Genomic DNA, 17898 nt, shown 5'->3' on the forward strand with positions numbered 1-17898 from the left:
TCACCGGTGCGGGGCAGGGCATCGGCCGCGCGACCGCGGAACGCATGGCCGCGCTCGGCGCGCGTCTCCATCGGCGACCTCGACCTCGAAGCCGCGAAACGGACCGCCGCCGACATCGGCGGCACCGCCCATCACCTGGACGTCGCCGATCCGGGGTCGTTCGCCGCGTTCCTCGGCGAGGCCGAACAGGCGAACGGACCGCTCGCGGTGCTCGTCAACAACGCCGGGATCATGCCGAACGGTGGCTTCCTCGACCTCTCCGACGCACTGAACCGGGCGACCATGGAGGTCAACGTCTTCGGCGTCGTCCACGGTATGCGGCTGGCCCTGCCCGGCATGCTGGAACGCGGCCGCGGCCACATCGTCAACGTCGCGTCGCTGGCCGGGAAGTTCCCCGTCAAAGGCGCCGTGCTGCCGTCGGCGGTCGACACCGCACTCGCCTCCGGGCTCGACATGCGGCCGATCCCCAAGGTGAAACCGGGCCGGATCGCCGACGCCGTCGTGGCTTCCGTCCGCACGCGCGCGGCGGAGATCGCCGTGCCCGGCTACGTCGGCGCGCTCGCGACCCTCGCGGCCGTGACACCCGAACCGGCGCTCAACGCGTTCCGCCGGCTGATGCGGGACGACCGGGCGCTGCGCCCCGATTCACCGGAGCGGGACGGCTACCGCGCCCGCCTGGACCAGGACACCCACCGGGAGGAAAACGCATGAACGCGCAGTACGACGCCGTCGTCGTCGGGGCCGGTTTCGGCGGGATGGGCGCGGCGATCCAGCTCAACCGGCTCGGCTACGACAACCTGCTCATCCTCGAACGCGAGTCCGACCTCGGCGGCACCTGGCACGTGAACCGCTATCCCGGGCTGGCCGTCGACATCCCGTCGGCCACCTACTCGTATTCGTTCGAGCCGAATCCGCACTGGTCGCGTCTCTTCGCGCCGGGCGCGGAACTCAAGCGGTACGCCGAGCACGTCGCGGACAAATACCGGCTGAGGCGCTATATGCGTTTCGGTTCGGTGGTCACCGGCGCGGTCTGGGACGAGGCGAACGCGCACTGGACGGTCTCGCTCGCCGAGGGCGGGCCGGTCACCGCCAAGTATCTCCTCACCGCGACGGGTTTCCTTTCCCAGCCGAAGAAACCCGACATCGCCGGGATCGACACGTTCGGCGGCAAGATCATCCACACCACCGCCTGGGACGACGAGTACGACCTCGCGGGCAAGCGGGTCGCGGTGATCGGCACCGGCGCGACCGCGGTCCAAATGATCCCCGAGATCGCGAAGATCGCGCGCGAGCTCACCGTGTACCAGCGGACGCCGATCTGGGTGAGCCCCAAGCTGGACTTCCCGGTGCCCAAGGCGGTCCGGTGCGCGTTCGCCGCGGTCCCGTTCACCCAGCGGGCCGCCCGGCTGACCGGGACCGCGCTGCTGGAGTTGATGATGGTGTCCGGTGTCCTGCACTACAGGCAACTGCCGATGGCGAACCGGCTCGGCAAGCTGTGGTGCCAGGCGCATCTGCGCCGTCAGGTGCGGGATCCGCGGCTGCGCGCGGAACTGACGCCGCGCTATTCGTTCGGCTGCAAGCGCCCGACGTTCTCCAACGAGTACTACCCGGCCTTCACCAAGGACCACGTGCACCTGGAGACGACGTCGATCGCGAAGATCGACGAAACCGGGATCGAGACCGCCGACGGAGGGCGGCGGGAGATCGACGTCCTGGTGCTGGCGACCGGATTCGATCTGTGGGAGGCGAACTTCCCGGCGATCGAGATCATCGGGCGCGACGGCCGGAACCTCGGGAAATGGTGGCGGGAGAACCGTTTCCAGGCCTACGAGGGGGTGGCGATCCCCAAGTTCCCCAACTTCATCTCGCTCAACAGCCCGTATTCCTACTCGGGACTGTCCTATTTCACCACCATCGAGACACAGATGCGGCATATGGACCGGCTCTTCGGCGCCATGCGGCGGCGCGGCGCGACCGAGTTCGAGGTCACGCGGGAGGCCAACGACGCGTTCCTCGACCGGATGACCGAACGCCTCGGCGACTCGATCTTCACCCTCGGCGACTGCGCCCCGGCGAACAGCTACTACTTCAACCCGCACGGGGAGGCGACCCTGCTCCGCCCGTCCTCCACGTTGAACGCCATCAAGGAGGCCGGGAGCTTCCCGCTTGAGGACTACACCTTCGCCTGACCGTCCCTGCCGAGCAGCGTGCGCAGGACCTCGGCGGCGTGCGTCCACAGGACCGCGCCGCCGATGCCGGGGACGATCCGGAGGGTGGCATCGGGAAGGCGACCGGCGAGGGTGACCCCGTTGTCGGGAGAGTGGCTTCGGTCCTGTCCGCCGTACCAGAGATCGACGTGACCGGTGATCGAAGACAACGCGAACGGCCAGCGGCCCATGGCGAGGACGGTGTCGCGGGCGTACCCCGCCGGGCCCTGGCCGAACGCCTCGGCCATCGCCCGACGGTAGGCGGACTCGAACGACGGAGCGGTGTAGACCGCCAGATCGGCGTCCGGGGCGGAGCGCGTCACCAGGTTCCACATGGCGTCGGCGTCGAAACCGGTGAAGACGGCTTCCGCGCGGGCGGCATCGGAAGCGACCAGAGCGACCAGTCCCGCCAGCTCTTCGGGCAGCTTCCCGGTGAACTCCGGCCCGCTGATCTCGTCCGCGCCGGACACGATGGCGAGCGGACCGGCCGCTCCCGCCGCGGCGCAGGCGAAGGCGAACGGGGCACCCTGTGAGTTGGCGATCATCGGCGGGATCCCGAAACCCCGTTCGCCCGCGAGACAGGCGATGTCCGCGGCGAAATCGGCGAACGTGCGATCCGCCAGCGGGCTGGAAGAGCCGAGCCCCGGCCGGTCGACCGTGACCAGCCGGACGTTCAGCGACTCCACCACTCCGGCGGGCAGCCCCAGCCGACGGCTCGTCGCCGCGCCGGGGATCAGCAGCACGACTTCGCCGTCTAGGGGGCCCCACTCGGCCCAGCCGAGAACGCGTCCGTCGGGTAGTCCGGTTTCTCCCAGCCTGGCCGGGTCATCGATCCTGAAGTCCACGCCGCCATGATCACAGCAGGTCCACCGGTCACGCATCCGAAAAACGCGGAGGTGCCGGGACCCCGCGCGGTCCCGGCACCCTTGGCGCTTACTGCCTGCGGAGCCGCAGAGTGACGGCCGCGCCCGCGGCGGCGAGGAAGACAGCGCCGAGCGCGTACGGCCACCACGGCACCTCGGTGCCGCCCACGGGGGCGGCACCGTAACCGCCGGCGGCACCGGTGCGGTCGTAGGTCGAGCCGGGCAGCTTGTCGCCGTAGCGGCTCTGCAGGGCCTCGCGGTAGGCGGCGAGCGTCATCGTCTCGCCGGTCTTCGCCACCGACGAGCCGTCGAGGACGGTCACGGTGTCCCCGTCGACGGCGTACCAGGCGCCCGCCTGAGGTTCGCTCAGGAGGTAGCCCTTGCCCGCCCGCGCCGCGAGGCGCTTTTCGACGTCACCCGAGGCGACGTTGTAGACCGACCACCCCGAGCCTTCGCGCTGCGACCACACGGTCGCGGCGTCGCCGTTGCCCAGCGTGGCGGGTGTGGCGACGTAGGCGAGTTCGGCCGGGACGGAGGAAGTACCGGCGATGAAGGCGGCGGTCGGCTGGTAGACCGCGACCGGTGTCCGCGGATCCGCCTTGGCGGTCCTGGCTGCGACGGCCGTGTCCGCCTTGGCGGCGCCGGGGAACTGCGCGTTGGCGAGCCGTTGGGTGGTCGCGTCACTGGTGACCACTGTGGACACCGCGGCGAGGTCGGCGGCGGTGGGCGCGCCGCTGGGGGCGTCGGCGGCGGAGGCGTGGCCGCCGAGCGCCAGTGACAGTCCGAGGGCGAGGATCGTGGCGCCGAGGAAGGTTCGCTTCATGGTTTCAGTCCTTGATCCCGTAGACGGTGTGGGTCCAGGTGAACGAGTTGTTGGACCGGTAGGCGTTGTAGCTCATCTGGTTGTAGCGGGGGCTCGAGCCCCACGGGTCGCCGTAGTACACCGTCGTCGCGCCGTTGGTGTTGTCGTAGCCGTAGAGCACGTGCATATGCCCGCCGCCGTTGCGCCAGCCGATCCGGGTGCCGATCGGCTGCCGCGCGTCGACCTGGCTCTTGATGGAGGCGAAGCTCAGCGTCTGGCCGGACGAACTGTAGGTGCCGACGTTGCTGAACCCCAGCCAGCGGAACACCCGCTGCTGATCACTCAGGTAGCCCTGGTTGTTCGCGCAGTCCGTTCCGGACTCGTTGTGCGCGATCTGGCAGAACTTCGTCTGGGTGAGGGAATGCCCCCACCACGCGGCGATCGTGTTGCCACTGGCGTCCCAGCACCAGTTGCTCTTCTCCTGTGCCTGCATCCTGATCGGGATCGTGGTGGCCGCCGTGACGGCGGGCGCCGCGGAGGCGGGCGCCTGCAAGGCGACCAACGCGGCGACACCGGCGAAGGCGGTGGCCAGCCCGCGCCTGAATGAGGTCTTCACCGTCGGAACACTCCTAACTGGATGGTCGAACGCGAAGCAAGCGCGGGTGGCTACCCGTAAGGGACAGGTGGGGACTTCGGCTACCCGGCTGGGTGACCGTCCGGCGCGAGCAGGGGGTGAGCGCTGTGGCGAGGTGACAGAGGGGCACTGCGAATAGTCTGAGATTCACCCTCTGGTGGCCCCGTGGCAAGGTTCGCGGCAATACCTAAGGGTCCGTATTGCCGATGCGGATGCCGGTGTTACCGCAGGTCGGCGTCGCCCGTTCGAGTTAACGGTGCGGAGACGTCGTGACTCCCGTGGTGTGGACCAGCGGAAAGCGTGCGGACCCCGGTCACTGTTCGTGTTCCCGCCTTTCGGCGGGTGTCCGATCGGTAGGGTCCCGAGCATGCCGACGATCGGTGCGGCACCGGTGTTCGTGGCCCGCGACACCGAACTGGCCGAACTGGTGCGCGTCGCCTCGCGCCCGCCGTCGGTCGCCGTCATCGAGGGCGGACCGGGTGTGGGCCGCAGCCGTCTGCTCGAAGAACTGGTCGCCCATCCCGGGATCGCGTCGCGTGTGGTCTGGTCCGCTCGGTGCGGCTCCTTCGCGCGGCCGGGCCGGCTGGCGCCGTTGGTCGACGCGCTGCTCGCGAAGAGCGACGTCGCCGCCGCCCACGCGGCCGGTTTCTCGCCGGTGACGGGTGTCCTGCGACGGCTGATCCCCGAATGGTCCCCGTGGTTGCCGCCGTTCCCGGAGAACGCGGACGCCGAGACCGTCCGGCAGCAGGAGTTCCGCGCCGTGCGCGAAGTACTGACCGGCTGCGGTCCCGCGGTACTGGTACTCGACGACGTCCACTCCGCCGACGACGACACGTGGGAGTTCCTGCGCGGACTCGCGGCCTCCCCGGTGCCGCCGCTGAGTGTGGTGGTGAGCGTGGCTGCGTGCGGCCCGCGGCGATTGCCGCCGCTGGGTGAGACCACCGCGCATTTCTCGCTCGCCGCGTTCACCGTGGTCCAGGCGCGGACGCTGCTGGACGCGTCCTTCGGCCGCTGCGCACCGGATTTCGCCGAAGCCGCGCACCGGCGCACGTCCGGGATCGCCGTCGACCTGACGGCTTTGGTCCAGAGCGTCGGCGACACCGCCGAGTCGCTTACGGCGGACAGACTGGCGTCGGCGACCGTGCCGCCGCTCGTGCGGAGCCGGGTCTCCGGCCTGATGGCGGCGATCGGTCCTGCGGCGCAAGACGTCGTCCGCGCGGCCGCGGTGCTGGGATCGCCCGCCGGGGAACCGGATCTGGGTGCGGTCGCGGCACCGTCGACCGGGGAGATCTCCGGCGCGATCACCGAAGCGGTCGAGGCGGGACTGCTGCGTGACCTCGGCCGCGGCCGCTACGTCTCGGGGAGCCCGCTGATCGCCGAAGCGGTCTACGCGTTGCTTCCCGGACCTCAGCGGTGCGCGATGCACGGACGCGCCGCCGCCCGGCTCGCCGCGAGCGTCGAACCCCGCGCGTCCCTCATCGCCCGTCATGCGCGGTTGGCAGGTGACATCGCCGCGTGGACACAGTGGACCGGTGTGGCGGTCGACGACGCCATCGAAGACGGCCGGACGGAGGAAGCGAGCCGTCTGCTCGAAACGGCCTTGCGGGACACGGAACTCCCTCGGACCGCGCGCGAATCGTTCGCCGTCCGGCTCGGCAGGGAACTGCCGCGCAGTATCGCGCACGCCGGTACGGTCCGGCTCCTGCGGGAGATCCTGCGCGAATGGCCGCTGAGCAAGGCCGCGCGGGGCGAGATCCGGGTCCATCTCGGACAGGTGCTGATCAATCAGGTGGGCAAGGTCGAAGCGGGCAGGCTCGAGATCGAACTCGGCGCGGCCGACCTCGGCAGGCGGCAGGCGCTGCTCGCCAGGGGATTGGTCACCCTGGCGCTCCCGCATATCGGCACCGTCCCGGTGGAGGAGAACTTCCGCTGGCTCGACGAGGCCGTACAGGTGAGCAAGGGGGAACGCGACGCCGGGCTGCTCGCCGCGATCACGGCGAACCGGCTTTCGGCGCGGATGCAGATCGCCGATCCGGAGGCCTGGGACGAGATCGCCGACCTGCCACGGGCCCCGGAGTCGGCCGAGGTCTGCCGTCAGGTGGCCCGCACCTACATCAACCTGGCCGACGCGGTGGCGTGGAACGGGCATTACCCGGTGGCGCGGGCCTACCTCACGACGGCGCGTCGACTGATCCGTGACGACCACCAGCCGTATCTCGACGCGCTGGCCGACGGCACGGAACTACGGCTGGACCTCGCGATGGGGGAGTGGGCGAGCGTCGCGGAGAAGGCGCGGGCGATGCTGACGCGGGTCGACAAGGACGGTTCACTGGCGGCCGAGCCGCTGCTGGTGCTCGGCTGGTACGAGTACGGGCAGCACCGGCCGACGGCGGCACTGCGCAGTTTCGACGCGGCGTTCGCGCTTTCCGCGGGCAGCGTCCCGGTGCAGGCTTCGGCGTACGCGGGTCGCGTGGCGGTCCATCAGGCGGGCAAGGACCTCCAGGCGGCAAGGCGCCTCGCCGAATTCGGCCTGGAAACCGTGCGGCGCAAGAACAATTGGGTCTGGGCGGCCGAACTGATGCCGTTCGCCGTGCGCACCATGCTCGGGCTGGGGCAGCACGTCGAGGCGAGGGAGCTCCTCGCGGAGTACCGGCAGGGTATCGACGGCAAGGACGCACCGGTCGCGAACGCGTCGGCGCTGCTGTGCCGGGGCATGCTCACCCAGGCGCGTGGCGAGACGCTCGCCGCCGGTGATCTGCTGCTCGGTGCGGCGCAGGCCTACAGTGCGCTGCCTCTCCCGTATTTCGCCGCCTACGCCGACGAACTCGCGGCCGGATGTTTCTCCGAAGCTGGGGAGCGGGCGCGTGCCGTCGCGTCCTTCACCACCGCGGAGACGACGTACGCGAGCCTCGGTGCCGCCGTGGACGCGCTCCGCTGTCGTCGTTCGCTGCGGCGGTGCGATCCGGAGATGCCGCGGCGCGGCCGCAAGGGCTACGGCGAAGCGTTGTCGCCGAGGGAACTCGAAGTCGCCCGGCTCGCCGCCCAGAACCTCACGAACCGGGAGATCGGCGAGCGGTTGTTCCTGTCGCCGAGGACGGTCGAGATCCACGTCGGACGGGCGCTCCGGAAATTGGGCCTGCCTTCGCGCACCGTCCTGACCGAGGACCTGCTCGGCGACGGTTCTCCAACCATTCCTTAAGGGTCCGTATTCCGCGATTCGCTGGGTACGTCGGGAGAAACCGCAGGTGAGAGGCGGTTTCTTTAAATAGTGGGCCATCCGCCGCGCTCCACTGTTGTTCCGTTTCCGCCGCCGATCGACAGTTGTCGGGCAGTCGCGATTTCCCGGAAAGGAATCACCGTGAGCGGAAAACGGATCTTCGGCGTGGTCGCCCTGACCATGGCCGCCCTGGCGCCGGCGGCGGGCTTCGCCGGTGCGGCACCGGCCGATCCCCTGAGCGCCATCAGTCCCACCGATGCCGCGCCCCTGCCGGCGGGTGGCGTCCAGGGCCAGAGCATCGGCGGCACACCGGTGTCGGTGAAGGACTACCCGCACGTCATCGCCGCGCTGCGGGAAGGTGGCTCGCGACCGAAGGGGCAGAGCTGCTCCGGCTCCGTCATCGCGCCGCGGAAGGTCCTGGTCGCGGCCCACTGCAAGGAGCTGTCGGGTGAGAAGAGCGTCCTTTATGGACTCGACGACCTGAAGAGCGCGGGCGGCACCCAGCTGAAGGCCGTCGACTACAAGATCCACCCCAGGTTCACCCAGCCCTGGAACGGTTACGACGTCGCGGTGATCACCGTCGACGGCGACATCCCGGTCCCGCCCGGCGGCTACGCGAAGGTCGCCACGTCCGCAGACACCGGCCTGGAGGCGCCGGGCAAGGACGGGTTCAGCCTCGGGTACGGAAAGAAGGACATCAACGACTCCACGCAGGACGTCACGCTGCACAAGCTGACGTTGCCGATCGTGAACGCGAGCCAGTGCACCGGCGTGGAGAACGGCGTCGACCCGAAGACGATGATCTGCGCCGGTTACCCCGACGGCCGCAAGACCGTCCTGCCGGGCGACTCCGGCGGCCCGTTCGTCGTGAACGGGAAGGTTGTCGGGGTCACCTCGTGGAGCCGCAGCGACTTCCGCTGGTACAGCGTCTACAGCAGGCTCAACAACGAGATGGGGGACTGGGTCGCCGAGCAGATCGGCGGCGAACAGCCGGGTGACGCCTTCACTCTCGCGGCTTCGCCCTCGTCGGTGAAGGTCCTGCCGGGGAAGTACGTGTCGGCGAGTGTCACGAGCGAACCGGGCAAGAACGGCGCCGAGAGCGTCACCCTGTCGGCGTCGGGACTGCCCGAAGGTGCCAAGGCCACGTTCCAGCCCGCCACGATCAAGGCGGGTGAGGTGGCGAAGCTGACCATCGAGACCGCCGCCGGCACTCCGGAAAAGACTTATCAGGTCACGGTTTCCGGAAAGGGCACCACCGAGACGGCCACCGCGGGACTCTCGCTCACCGTCGGCGCGGGTGAACCTCCGGTCGGCGACCTGAAGGTGACCGTGAACCCGTCTTCGGGATCCGGCCGCGCGGGCTCGCTGGTGAGCGCGACGGTCACCGCGGCCGGGGGCACCGGCTCGATCACCTTGTCCGCCAGTGGATCCGGACTGCCGACCAACCCGTTCTTCTCGCCGCAGAGCGTGTCGAGCGGTGGCAGTTCGACCATGCAGGTCTTCGCGCCGTTCCAGCCGGGCACGTACCCGGTCACGGTGACCGCCAAGGACGGCAGTGGCAAGACCGCGACCACCACCTACACCCTCACCGTCCAGTGATCTTCACCGAAAAAGAGGGGAATTCCCATGCGTGACAAGACGAAAACCCTGCTGGCGCTCGGCCTGCTGAGCCCGTTGCTCGCCCTCGGCGCCGGAACGGCCGTCGCCGCCGAGGCCGAAGGTGTGGTGATCCCCGCCAAGGTGCACTACGGCGACCAGTACATCGTCGTCCTCCATGACGTCGCCGCGGCGGGACAGTCGGCTTCGGCCGATCTGGCCAAACGGTACGGCGGTGAGGTCCGTTCGGTCTGGACGTCGGCCATCCGCGGGTTCTCGGCCAAGAGCATGACCCCCGCGGAAGCGCGGAAGCTGGCCGCGGACCCGTCGGTCAAGGCGGTGTACGAAGACGGCACCGCGCGCGGCACCGGCACCCAGCAGAACCCGACCTGGGGCCTGGACCGGGTCGACCAGAAGAACCTCCCGCTCGACAAGGCCTACACGTATCCCAACGAGGGCGCGGGCGTCACGGCGTACGACCTCGACAGCGGCATCAACCCGTCGAATCCGGAGTACGAAGGGCGCGCCGGCCTCGGCAAGGATTTCATGGGTGGCGACGGCACGGACTGCAACGGACACGGCAGTCACACCGCGGGCACGATCGGCAGCAAGACCTACGGGGTCGCGAAGAAGGTCAAGATTGTCGGGTTGAAAGTATTGGGCTGCAACAACTCCGGTCCGGACTCGGGCATCATCGACGCCGTCGACTGGGTGACGGCGAACGCCAAGAAGCCCGCCGTGGCGAACATGAGCCTGACCATGGACGCCCCCGGGGTCGGGGACGACGCGGTGAAGCGGTCGATCGCGTCGGGTGTCGTCTACGGCGTGGCGGCGGGCAACGCCTCCACCGACGCCTGCAACACCAGCCCGGCCCGGGTGCCCGAGGCGATCACGGTCAACGCCTCGGACTCCTCGGACAACCGGTCTTCGTTCTCGAACTACGGAAGCTGCACCGACATCTTCGCCCCCGGTTCGAACATCACGTCGCTGAGCCCGAGCAGCGGCGGTTCGGCGGTGATGAACGGGACTTCGATGGCGACACCGCACGTCGTCGGCGCGGCCGCGCTCTACCTGTCGGCCAACCCCGGCGCCACTCCGCAACAGGTGCGGGACGCGCTGGTGAACGGCGCGACCGCGGGTGTCATCAAGAACGCGGGCAGCGGCTCGCCGAACAAGCTGCTGAACGTCTCGTCGATCGGCAGCGGTGGCCCCGGGCCGCAGTGCGGGGCCAAGTCGAACACCACGCCGGTGTCCATTCCGGACGCCGGGGCGGCGGTGACCAGTTCCGTGACCCAGGAAGGCTGTGACGGCAAGGCTTCCGCTTCGCTGCCGGTGAAGGTGGACATCTCGCACACCTACACCGCGGACCTCGTGCTCGACCTGATCGGGCCGAGTGGCAAGGCCTACCGGCTCAAGGAGTCGGGCGGAGTCGGTTCGGCCGACGGCGTGCACGAGACCTTCACGGTCGACGCTTCCGGTGAGGCGGCCAACGGCACCTGGAAGCTGAGCGCGCAGGACGTCTACCGGTTCGACACCGGCTCGATCGACGGGTTCGCCATCACGTTCTGAACCTGCTGAGACTCGCCGGCAGGGCGGGAGGGAAAACACCGGTGGGGCCGCTTCGGCGGTCTCGCCGGTGTTCGTTCGTTTGGCGACATGGTCACAGCGCGATCGAAGGCAACCCCTTGGCAGCTTCCGGCCACCAGCCGAACCGTGTCTTGACACCAAACTAAGCCTACCCTTAGTTTCCCCCTATAACTTTCCTTGGCCGCGAAGGGGCGAAATGCCGAAGATCGGTGGCCGTCCGGCGATGATCGCGCGGGACGACATCCTGCGTGCCGGTCGCGAGCTCGGGATGCGCCGGCTCAGTGTCAAGGCGGTCGCGGTCCGGCTGGGGGTGACCGCGACCGCCCTGTACCGGCACGTCGACGGCCGGTGGGGCCTGGAGCGGCTGGTCGGCGAGAGCATCCTGGCCGAGCTGCGGCTCCGGGACGATCCCCGGCACGGCCTCGAACAGCATTTGCTGTCCTTCGCTCTGCAGATGCGGGCCTTCGTGCTGGACCATCCTGGCCTCGTCACCTACCTCCAGTTGCTGTTCCCACGCGGTGACGGCGGTCAGCGCCTGCTGAACACCGAGGTCGACGCCCTCGTCCGCCGGGGTTACGAGCCCGCCGCCGCGATCGTGCTCAGTGGCGCCGTCGCGTCGCTGACCATCGCGATGACCGCGTCCGAGGAGAACAGCATGGCCGCGGAGGAGGCCGACGGCGACGGGCTGGACCGGGAGCGGCAGGCCGTCCGCGACCGGTTGTCCCGCGACGACCGGCTCGCCGGGCCGTCCGCCGCGTTGCCGGAGGTACCGCGGCCCGAGTACGTGCGGCTGCTGCTGACCGCGTCGATTCGCGGGTTGATCGAGTCCTGCCCGCCGGGCAGGCCGGTCGCCGAGATGGTGGCCGATCTGGCGGCCACGGGGGAGGGTCTGTGATGGCGCGCGGGTTCCAGGGCGCGGTGATGCGGGGTTTCGGAGCCAGAGACCACGAAGCGACCGTCGTCGGGACAGAAGAGATCACGCCGCGTTTCGTGCGGATCCGGTTCGTCTCACCGACGTTGTTCGAGGACGTCGTCGTGGAGCCGACGGCCTGGCTCCGGTTCTGGTTCCCGGATCCGGAAGGCGGCACGACGGAGTTCCAACGCGCCTACACCCTCACCAAAGCCGATCCTGAAGCCGGCACTTTCGCCATCGACGTCGTCCTGCACGAGCCCGCCGGACCCGCCTCTCGGTGGCTGCGGGAAGCGCGGCCCGGAGCGAAGGTCCCGGTGATGTCACTGGGTTCCTCGTCCTTCTCGGTTCTCGCGGAACCTCCGGCCGGTTACCTGCTGATCGGCGACTCCGCCTCGATCCCCGCGATCAACGCGATCCTCGAGGTGGTCCCGGCCGAAATCCCGATCGAGCTGTACCTCGAAGAGCACGACGACACCGATCGCCTGATCCCGCTGGGGGAGCACGCGAGGCTGACCGTGCACTGGGTGCCACGTCTCGACGCGACCTCGCTGGCCGCGGCGATCGAGACGCGCGACTGGTCGGACTGGCAGGCATGGATCGCGACGGAAGCCGGTTCGTTCAAGCAGCTGAAGACGCGTTTGCGCGACACGTTCGGCTTTCCCAAATCCGAGGTGCACGGCCGGGCGTACTGGTACTACGGCCGAGCCATGGGCGCGTTCCGCGGGGAGAAGGAGGAACCGGCCGCCGAAGTCGTGAAACCCGTCAAGGAGGCGCCCAAGGGAGCATGGCGGGCACAGGCGGCCGGACGCCTGCTCGCGCCGGTGCGCAGGACGCTGATCTTCGCCGGCCTCTTGCAGGCCGTCGTGACGCTGATCGGTCTCGCGCCGTTCGTGCTGCTGGTCGAACTGGTCCGGCGGCTGCTCGCGGGCGGCGAATCGCTGTGGGCGATGGGCGTCGCGGCGCTGGTGCTGCTGGGCGTGGGAACACTGTTCGAATCCGCGGTCGTGCTCTGGCTGCACGCGGCCGACGCGCGTTTCGCCCGGGATCTGCGGCAGCGGCTCTTGGGCAAGCTCGCGCGGCTGCCGCTGGGCTGGTTCACCGCGCGCGGTTCGGGCACGGTCGCGAAACTCGTGCAGGGCGACACGCTTTCGCTGCACTATCTGGTCACGCACGCCGTTCCCGACGCGGTGGCGGCCGTCGTCGCGCCGGTCGCGGTGCTGGCCTATCTGTTCGCGGTGGACTGGCGGCTCGCGCTCGTCCTGCTCGTCCCGATTCTCGTCTACCTCGTCACCACGTCGATCATGGTCGTCCAATCGGGACCCAAGACCGGCCAGGCGATGCGCTGGGCGGAACGGATGGCGGGCGAGGCGGGCGCGTACCTGGAGGGGCAGCCGGTGATCCGTGTGTTCGGCGGCGCCGCGGCTTCGTCGTTCCGTCGGCGGCTCGACGAGTACATCGGTTTCCTCGGCGACTGGCAGCGTCCGTTCACCGGCAAGAAGACCATGCTGGACTTCGCCACCAGACCCGCGACCTTCCTGCTCCTGATCACCGGCGCCGGGACACTGAGGATCTCGGGTGGCGGCATGGAGCCGGTGACCCTGATCCCGTTCCTGCTGCTGGGCACCACCTTCGGCGCGCGGCTGCTGGGCATCGGGTACGGCCTCGGCGGTGTCCGCGAGGGGATGCTGGCCGCCCGCCGCGTCCAGGTCGTGCTCGACGAGCCGGAACTGTCCACAGTGGAACTCAAGGACCGGGACGGCGTCGAGCCGGGCACGGTGGAACTGGACCGCGTGGGTTTCGCCTACCGCACCGGCGTTCCCGTACTGGAGGACATCTCCCTGATCTTGCGGCCCGGCACGGTGACCGCGCTGGTCGGCCCGTCGGGAGCGGGGAAGTCGACCCTCGCCGCCCTGGTCGCGCGGTTCCACGACGTCACCGAGGGCGCGATCCTGGTCGGCGGCCGGGACGTCCGCGCCTTCACCGCCGACGAACTCTACGGCCGGGTGGGATTCGTCCTGCAGGATCCGCAGCTCGTCAAGGGGACCGTGCGGGAGAACATCGCCCTCGCCGTCCCCGGCGCCACCGAAGACCAGGTCGTCGCCGCGGCCCGCGACGCGCAGATCCACGAGCGGATCTTGCGGCTGCCGCAGGGTTACGACACCGTTCTCGGTGCCGGTTCCCAGCTGTCCGGCGGGGAACGCCAGCGGGTGGCCATCGCCCGCACGATCCTCGCCGACGCCCCCGTCCTCGTCCTCGACGAGGCGACCGCCTTCGCCGATCCCGAGTCGGAGTACCTCGTGCAACAAGCACTCGACCGGCTCACCGCGGGCCGGACCGTCCTCGTCATCGCCCATCGGCTGCACACCGTCACCGGTGCCGACCGGATCGTGGTCCTCGACCGCGGGCGAATCGCCGAAAGCGGGACCCACGAAGAACTTCTCGCTTCGGAAGGGCGGTACGCCCGCTTGTGGCAGGCCGGTGCCGGTGCGGGGGTGACCGCGTGATCCGCACACTGCTGGACCTGATCCCCGGCCCGAAACGCGCGGCGTTCCGGCGTTATGTCGTGCTCGCCGTGCTGTCGGTGCTCCTGCGCGCCGCCGGTGTCGTGCTGCTGGTTCCGTTGGTGGGCGCCTTGTTCGGTGCGGAACCCTCGGACGCGCTGCCCTGGCTGGGTGCGCTCGCGGCCTCCACCGCGGCGGGCTGGGCCGTCGACGCCGTCGTGGGGCGGCTCGGGTTCGAGCTCGGGTTCGGCGTGCTGGACCACGCCCAGCACGACGTCGCCGAGCATCTGACGAACGTCCGGCTGTCCTGGTTGGACAGTGAGCACACACAGACCGCCCGTCAGGCGATCGCCGCCACCGGACCCGATCTCGTCGGCCTGGCCGGCTACCTGCTCACCCCGCTCATCGGCGCGGTCCTCCTGCCGATCGCGATCGCGCTGGCCCTGCTGCCGATCGCCTGGCCGCTCGGCGTCGCCGCGCTGGCCGGGGTCCCGGTACTGCTGGGCGCGCTGTGGGCGACCGGGCGGATCACCCGGCGCGCCGACCGCGCTGCGGCCGACACGAACACCACACTGACGGAGCGGATCGTCGAGTTCGCCCGTACCCAGCAGACATTGCGCGCCGCCCGCCGTGTGGAACCCGCGCGCAGTCACGCCGGTGCCGCGCTCGCCGCGCACCATGGCGCGACCGTCCGGCTGCTGTGTCTGCAGATCCCGGGGCAGGTGCTGTTCGGCGTCGCCGGTCAGCTGGCGCTGGTCCTGCTCGCCGGGACGACCGTTCTCCTTGTCACACAAGGCGGTTTGAGCGTGCCCGAGGCCATCGCGCTGATCGTCGTGATCGCCCGGTATCTGGAACCGTTCACCGCGCTCGGCGATCTCGCGCCCGGTATCGAAACCGCCGCCACCGCACTCGGCCGCATCCGCACCGTGCTCATCGCACCGGTCGCCCCGTCGGGGGAGGCCGCGGCACCGGCCGAGGCTCCGCTGATCCGCTTCGAGAAGGTCGGGTTCCGGTACGCGGCCGGGACCGAGAACGTGCTGGAGGACTTCGACCTCACCCTCGAACCGGGGACGACGACCGCGATCGTCGGGCCGTCCGGCTCGGGCAAGAGCACCGTCCTCGCGCTGCTCGCCGGCCTGTACCAGACCACCAGCGGGCGAGTGCTCGCCGACGGAACCGACCTCGCCGGGTTGTCCGCGGCCGCCCGCCGGGATCTCGTCACCGTCGTCTTCCAGCAGCCGTATCTCTTCGACGGTTCGGTGCGCGACAACGTGCTCGCCGGGGATCCCTCGGCGAGCGACGAGAGGATCGCCGAGGTCGCCGGGCTCGCCAGGGTGGACGAACTGCTGGAGCACACGGCCGTCGGCGAGGCGGGCGGCGCGCTCTCCGGCGGTGAGCGGCAGCGGGTGTCCATCGCCCGCGCGTTGCTCAAACCGGCGCCGGTGCTGCTGGTCGACGAGGCCACGAGCGCGCTGGACACCGAAAACGAGGACGCCGTGGTCCGCTCGCTCAGCGCCGATCCCGTGCCGCGGACGCGAGTGATCGTCACCCACCGGATCGCCGGGATCCGGCACGCGGACCGGGTCCTGTTCCTGGAGGACGGGCGGATCGCCGAGGACGGCACCGTCGAAGAACTCCTTGCCGGACAAGGACGTTTCGCCGAATTCTGGCGGCGCCAGATCGACGCCACCGGCTGGAGGATCACCGCGAGATGACCCATACCCAAGGTGAGCCGGAATGGGTCGTCACCCGCGACGGCAGACGGCTTCACGCGATGGTGCACCCGGGGCCCGAGGGATCCACCGGGCCGACGGTCGTGTTCGAGGCGGGTGCCGCGGCCACCCGATCGTCGTGGGCGGCGGTCCAGCCGGAGGTCGCCCGGTACGCCCGTGCGATCGTCTACGACCGGTCCGGGCTCGGCCGCAGCGCCCCCGACCCCGGCGGTCGCACGCTGCGGCGGATGGCCGACGACCTCAACGACGTCCTCGATCATTTCGGCCAGGGGCCGTACGTCCTCGTCGGGCACAGCGCCGGCGGGCCGATCGTGCGGCAGGCCGCCGCCCGACGTCCGGAGCGGATCGCCGGGCTGGTGCTGGTCGATCCGACCGACGAAGCGGCGGACGTCCTCTTCGGCCGCGCCTTCCGCACCGGTGAACGCGTCATGCTCCGGCTCGGCGCCGTGCTCGCGCGGCTGGGCCTGCTCAAGTTCGTCTTCCGCGGCCTGCTGCGGGGGTCCCGGAAGACGTCCGCCGCGAGCTCGAACGGGAGGCCTTCACCATTGGGACGGTGCGGACCCAGCGGGAGCAGTCCCGCACCTTCCTCGACGAACTGGCCCTCTGGCGGCAGGATCCGCCGGTGCTCGGCGACATCCCGGTCACCGTGGTGTCCGGCGGACTCGGCGGTGGCGGCTTCTCCGCCGGCATGAGGGCGCGGACGAACGCCTCACACGCTCACCGGGTGAGCCTCTCGCCCGGCGGCAGGCACGTCATCGCGGAGCGGTCCGGCCACTACGTCCCGTTGACCGAGCCCGACGTGCTCGTCCGCGAAATCGTCAGGATGACGTGAGCGCCCGCCTGAGTTCTTCGTAGGTCGGGGCGAGCGCCCGGAGGGTCGCGGCGGCGCGTGCGTCGTCCTCGACGACGAGGTCGTACTGCAACGAGCCGATCAGCCGAGCCTGCGTGGCGAGGACGGCGGCGGCCTTTTCGCGGCCGACCCGGCGCAGGCACGCCGCGGCGTCGGCCGTCCGTCGAGCGCCGAGGCGCACGACGAAATGGATGAGCAGTCCCCGCAGGTCCGGGTCGCCGCCGGAGCCGATCCGGTCGGCGAGCGCGAGTGCCGCGTCGCCGTTGCCGAGCGTGCCGGGCGGGAGCCCGGTGTCGTTCTCCCCGCTGAGCCGCCTGACCGCCCTGGGAAGCGACGCCACGATCGCGGCCTCGTCTTCGACGAAGGTGTGCCGCACGAACTTCGTCCGCATCGTGTGCGGTTTGCCGTAAGCGACCGTTTCGGCGCGCCAGGCAGCGGCGAAATCCGCCCGCGGGATCCGCGCGTACGGGTAGCCCTGCGGGTCGTGGGCGGTGACGGACTCGTCGTCCGCGGCGAGCGCGACCAGGAAATGGTCGGCGCCGATCGGGCCGGTCATCCCCGGCTGGTGGCGCAGGTGCCCCATTTCGACCGGACCGAGCAGGACCGGGCCGTCGGCGAGGCTCTCGACGAGCCGGGCGAAGGCGGCATCCGGATCCGGCTCGCTCGCCGTTTCCGCGCGCCAGCCGAGGACGTCGAGGGCCTCGCCGATACCGAGATCGGGATCCCAGCCGAAGGCGTCGAAGAACGGCAACGAACCGCCGATCAGCTGCATGCCGAAGGGGCTGCCGGTCACGGTTTCGAGCACGTCGGCGCCCGGAGCCTCGGAGCCGAGCATCATCGCGAGGGAATGGGCGTAGCAATAAGGGCCGGAGCCGCGATAAGGGAGATCGATCACATGTTCGACAATGGCAGGTTTCGCGCGAAAACGCCACTCCTTGCCGCGTCCGTTGTGGACAGTGAATTCATCACCCGTCCGGGGGTTTCGGGGCCACTCA

Annotated in this window: 13 protein-coding genes; 9 read left to right on the plus strand and 4 right to left on the minus strand. The window is 70.1% G+C overall.

Going from position 1 to position 17898, the window contains the following annotated elements; translation table 11 throughout:
• Positions 1 to 6: 6 nt before the first annotated feature.
• Positions 7 to 711, plus strand: coding sequence for an SDR family NAD(P)-dependent oxidoreductase (locus tag AC069I_RS26940; protein ID WP_478266637.1), 705 nt, complete (start codon positions 7 to 9; stop codon positions 709 to 711).
• Complete coding sequence (locus AC069I_RS26945; RefSeq protein ID WP_478224761.1) at positions 708 to 2189, plus strand: flavin-containing monooxygenase; 1482 nt, start codon at positions 708 to 710, stop codon at positions 2187 to 2189. Before AC069I_RS26940 ends, AC069I_RS26945 begins: the two co-directional genes overlap by 4 nt.
• Here the strand turns inward: AC069I_RS26945 and AC069I_RS26950 are convergent.
• From AC069I_RS26950 to AC069I_RS26960, 3 genes are all read right to left on the minus strand, one after another.
• A complete protein-coding gene (locus tag AC069I_RS26950) occupies positions 2174 to 3052 on the minus strand; it encodes an alpha/beta fold hydrolase (RefSeq protein ID WP_478224760.1) in 879 nt (292 codons plus the stop codon). The genes AC069I_RS26945 and AC069I_RS26950 overlap by 16 nt on opposite strands.
• 88 nt (positions 3053 to 3140) lie before the next feature.
• Entirely contained in the window at positions 3141 to 3893 is a 753-nt protein-coding gene (locus AC069I_RS26955) for a hypothetical protein (RefSeq protein WP_478224759.1), read from the minus strand.
• Between the two features lie 4 nt (positions 3894 to 3897).
• The gene (locus tag AC069I_RS26960) at positions 3898 to 4488 is read right to left on the minus strand and encodes a papain-like cysteine protease family protein (protein WP_034316771.1); all 591 of its coding nucleotides are present in this window, start codon (positions 4486 to 4488) and stop codon (positions 3898 to 3900) included.
• Between the two features lie 385 nt (positions 4489 to 4873).
• Between AC069I_RS26960 and AC069I_RS26965 the strand changes: the two genes are divergently transcribed.
• From AC069I_RS26965 to AC069I_RS26995, 7 genes are all read left to right on the plus strand, one after another.
• Positions 4874 to 7705 (plus strand): ATP-binding protein, encoded by a 2832-nt coding sequence (locus AC069I_RS26965; protein WP_478266638.1) that lies wholly within the window; start codon positions 4874 to 4876, stop codon positions 7703 to 7705.
• Positions 7706 to 7864: 159 nt separating this feature from the next.
• Positions 7865 to 9322 carry a trypsin-like serine protease gene (locus AC069I_RS26970; protein WP_478266639.1) on the plus strand — a complete coding sequence of 486 codons (1458 nt, stop codon included), beginning with the start codon at positions 7865 to 7867 and terminating at the stop codon, positions 9320 to 9322.
• Positions 9323 to 9349: 27 nt separating this feature from the next.
• Complete coding sequence (locus tag AC069I_RS26975; RefSeq protein WP_478224756.1) at positions 9350 to 10888, plus strand: S8 family serine peptidase; 1539 nt, start codon at positions 9350 to 9352, stop codon at positions 10886 to 10888.
• A gap of 214 nt (positions 10889 to 11102) precedes the next feature.
• On the plus strand, positions 11103 to 11801 hold the full coding sequence (locus AC069I_RS26980) for a TetR/AcrR family transcriptional regulator (RefSeq protein ID WP_478266640.1): 699 nt from the start codon (positions 11103 to 11105) through the stop codon (positions 11799 to 11801).
• Positions 11801 to 14323 carry an ABC transporter ATP-binding protein/permease gene (locus tag AC069I_RS26985; protein ID WP_478224754.1) on the plus strand — a complete coding sequence of 841 codons (2523 nt, stop codon included), beginning with the start codon at positions 11801 to 11803 and terminating at the stop codon, positions 14321 to 14323. The genes AC069I_RS26980 and AC069I_RS26985 overlap by 1 nt, the downstream gene beginning before the upstream one ends.
• Complete coding sequence (locus tag AC069I_RS26990; protein ID WP_478224753.1) at positions 14320 to 16035, plus strand: ABC transporter ATP-binding protein; 1716 nt, start codon at positions 14320 to 14322, stop codon at positions 16033 to 16035. Before AC069I_RS26985 ends, AC069I_RS26990 begins: the two co-directional genes overlap by 4 nt.
• The gene (locus tag AC069I_RS26995) at positions 16032 to 16745 is read left to right on the plus strand and encodes an alpha/beta fold hydrolase (protein ID WP_478266641.1); all 714 of its coding nucleotides are present in this window, start codon (positions 16032 to 16034) and stop codon (positions 16743 to 16745) included. The genes AC069I_RS26990 and AC069I_RS26995 overlap by 4 nt, the downstream gene beginning before the upstream one ends.
• Positions 16746 to 16871: 126 nt before the next feature.
• Here AC069I_RS26995 and AC069I_RS27000 read toward each other — a convergent pair whose 3' ends face one another.
• Positions 16872 to 17798 (minus strand): hypothetical protein, encoded by a 927-nt coding sequence (locus AC069I_RS27000; RefSeq protein WP_478266642.1) that lies wholly within the window; start codon positions 17796 to 17798, stop codon positions 16872 to 16874.
• Between the last annotated feature and the right edge of the window lie 100 nt (positions 17799 to 17898).

Source organism: Amycolatopsis sp. NPDC043885, assembly GCF_056435685.1.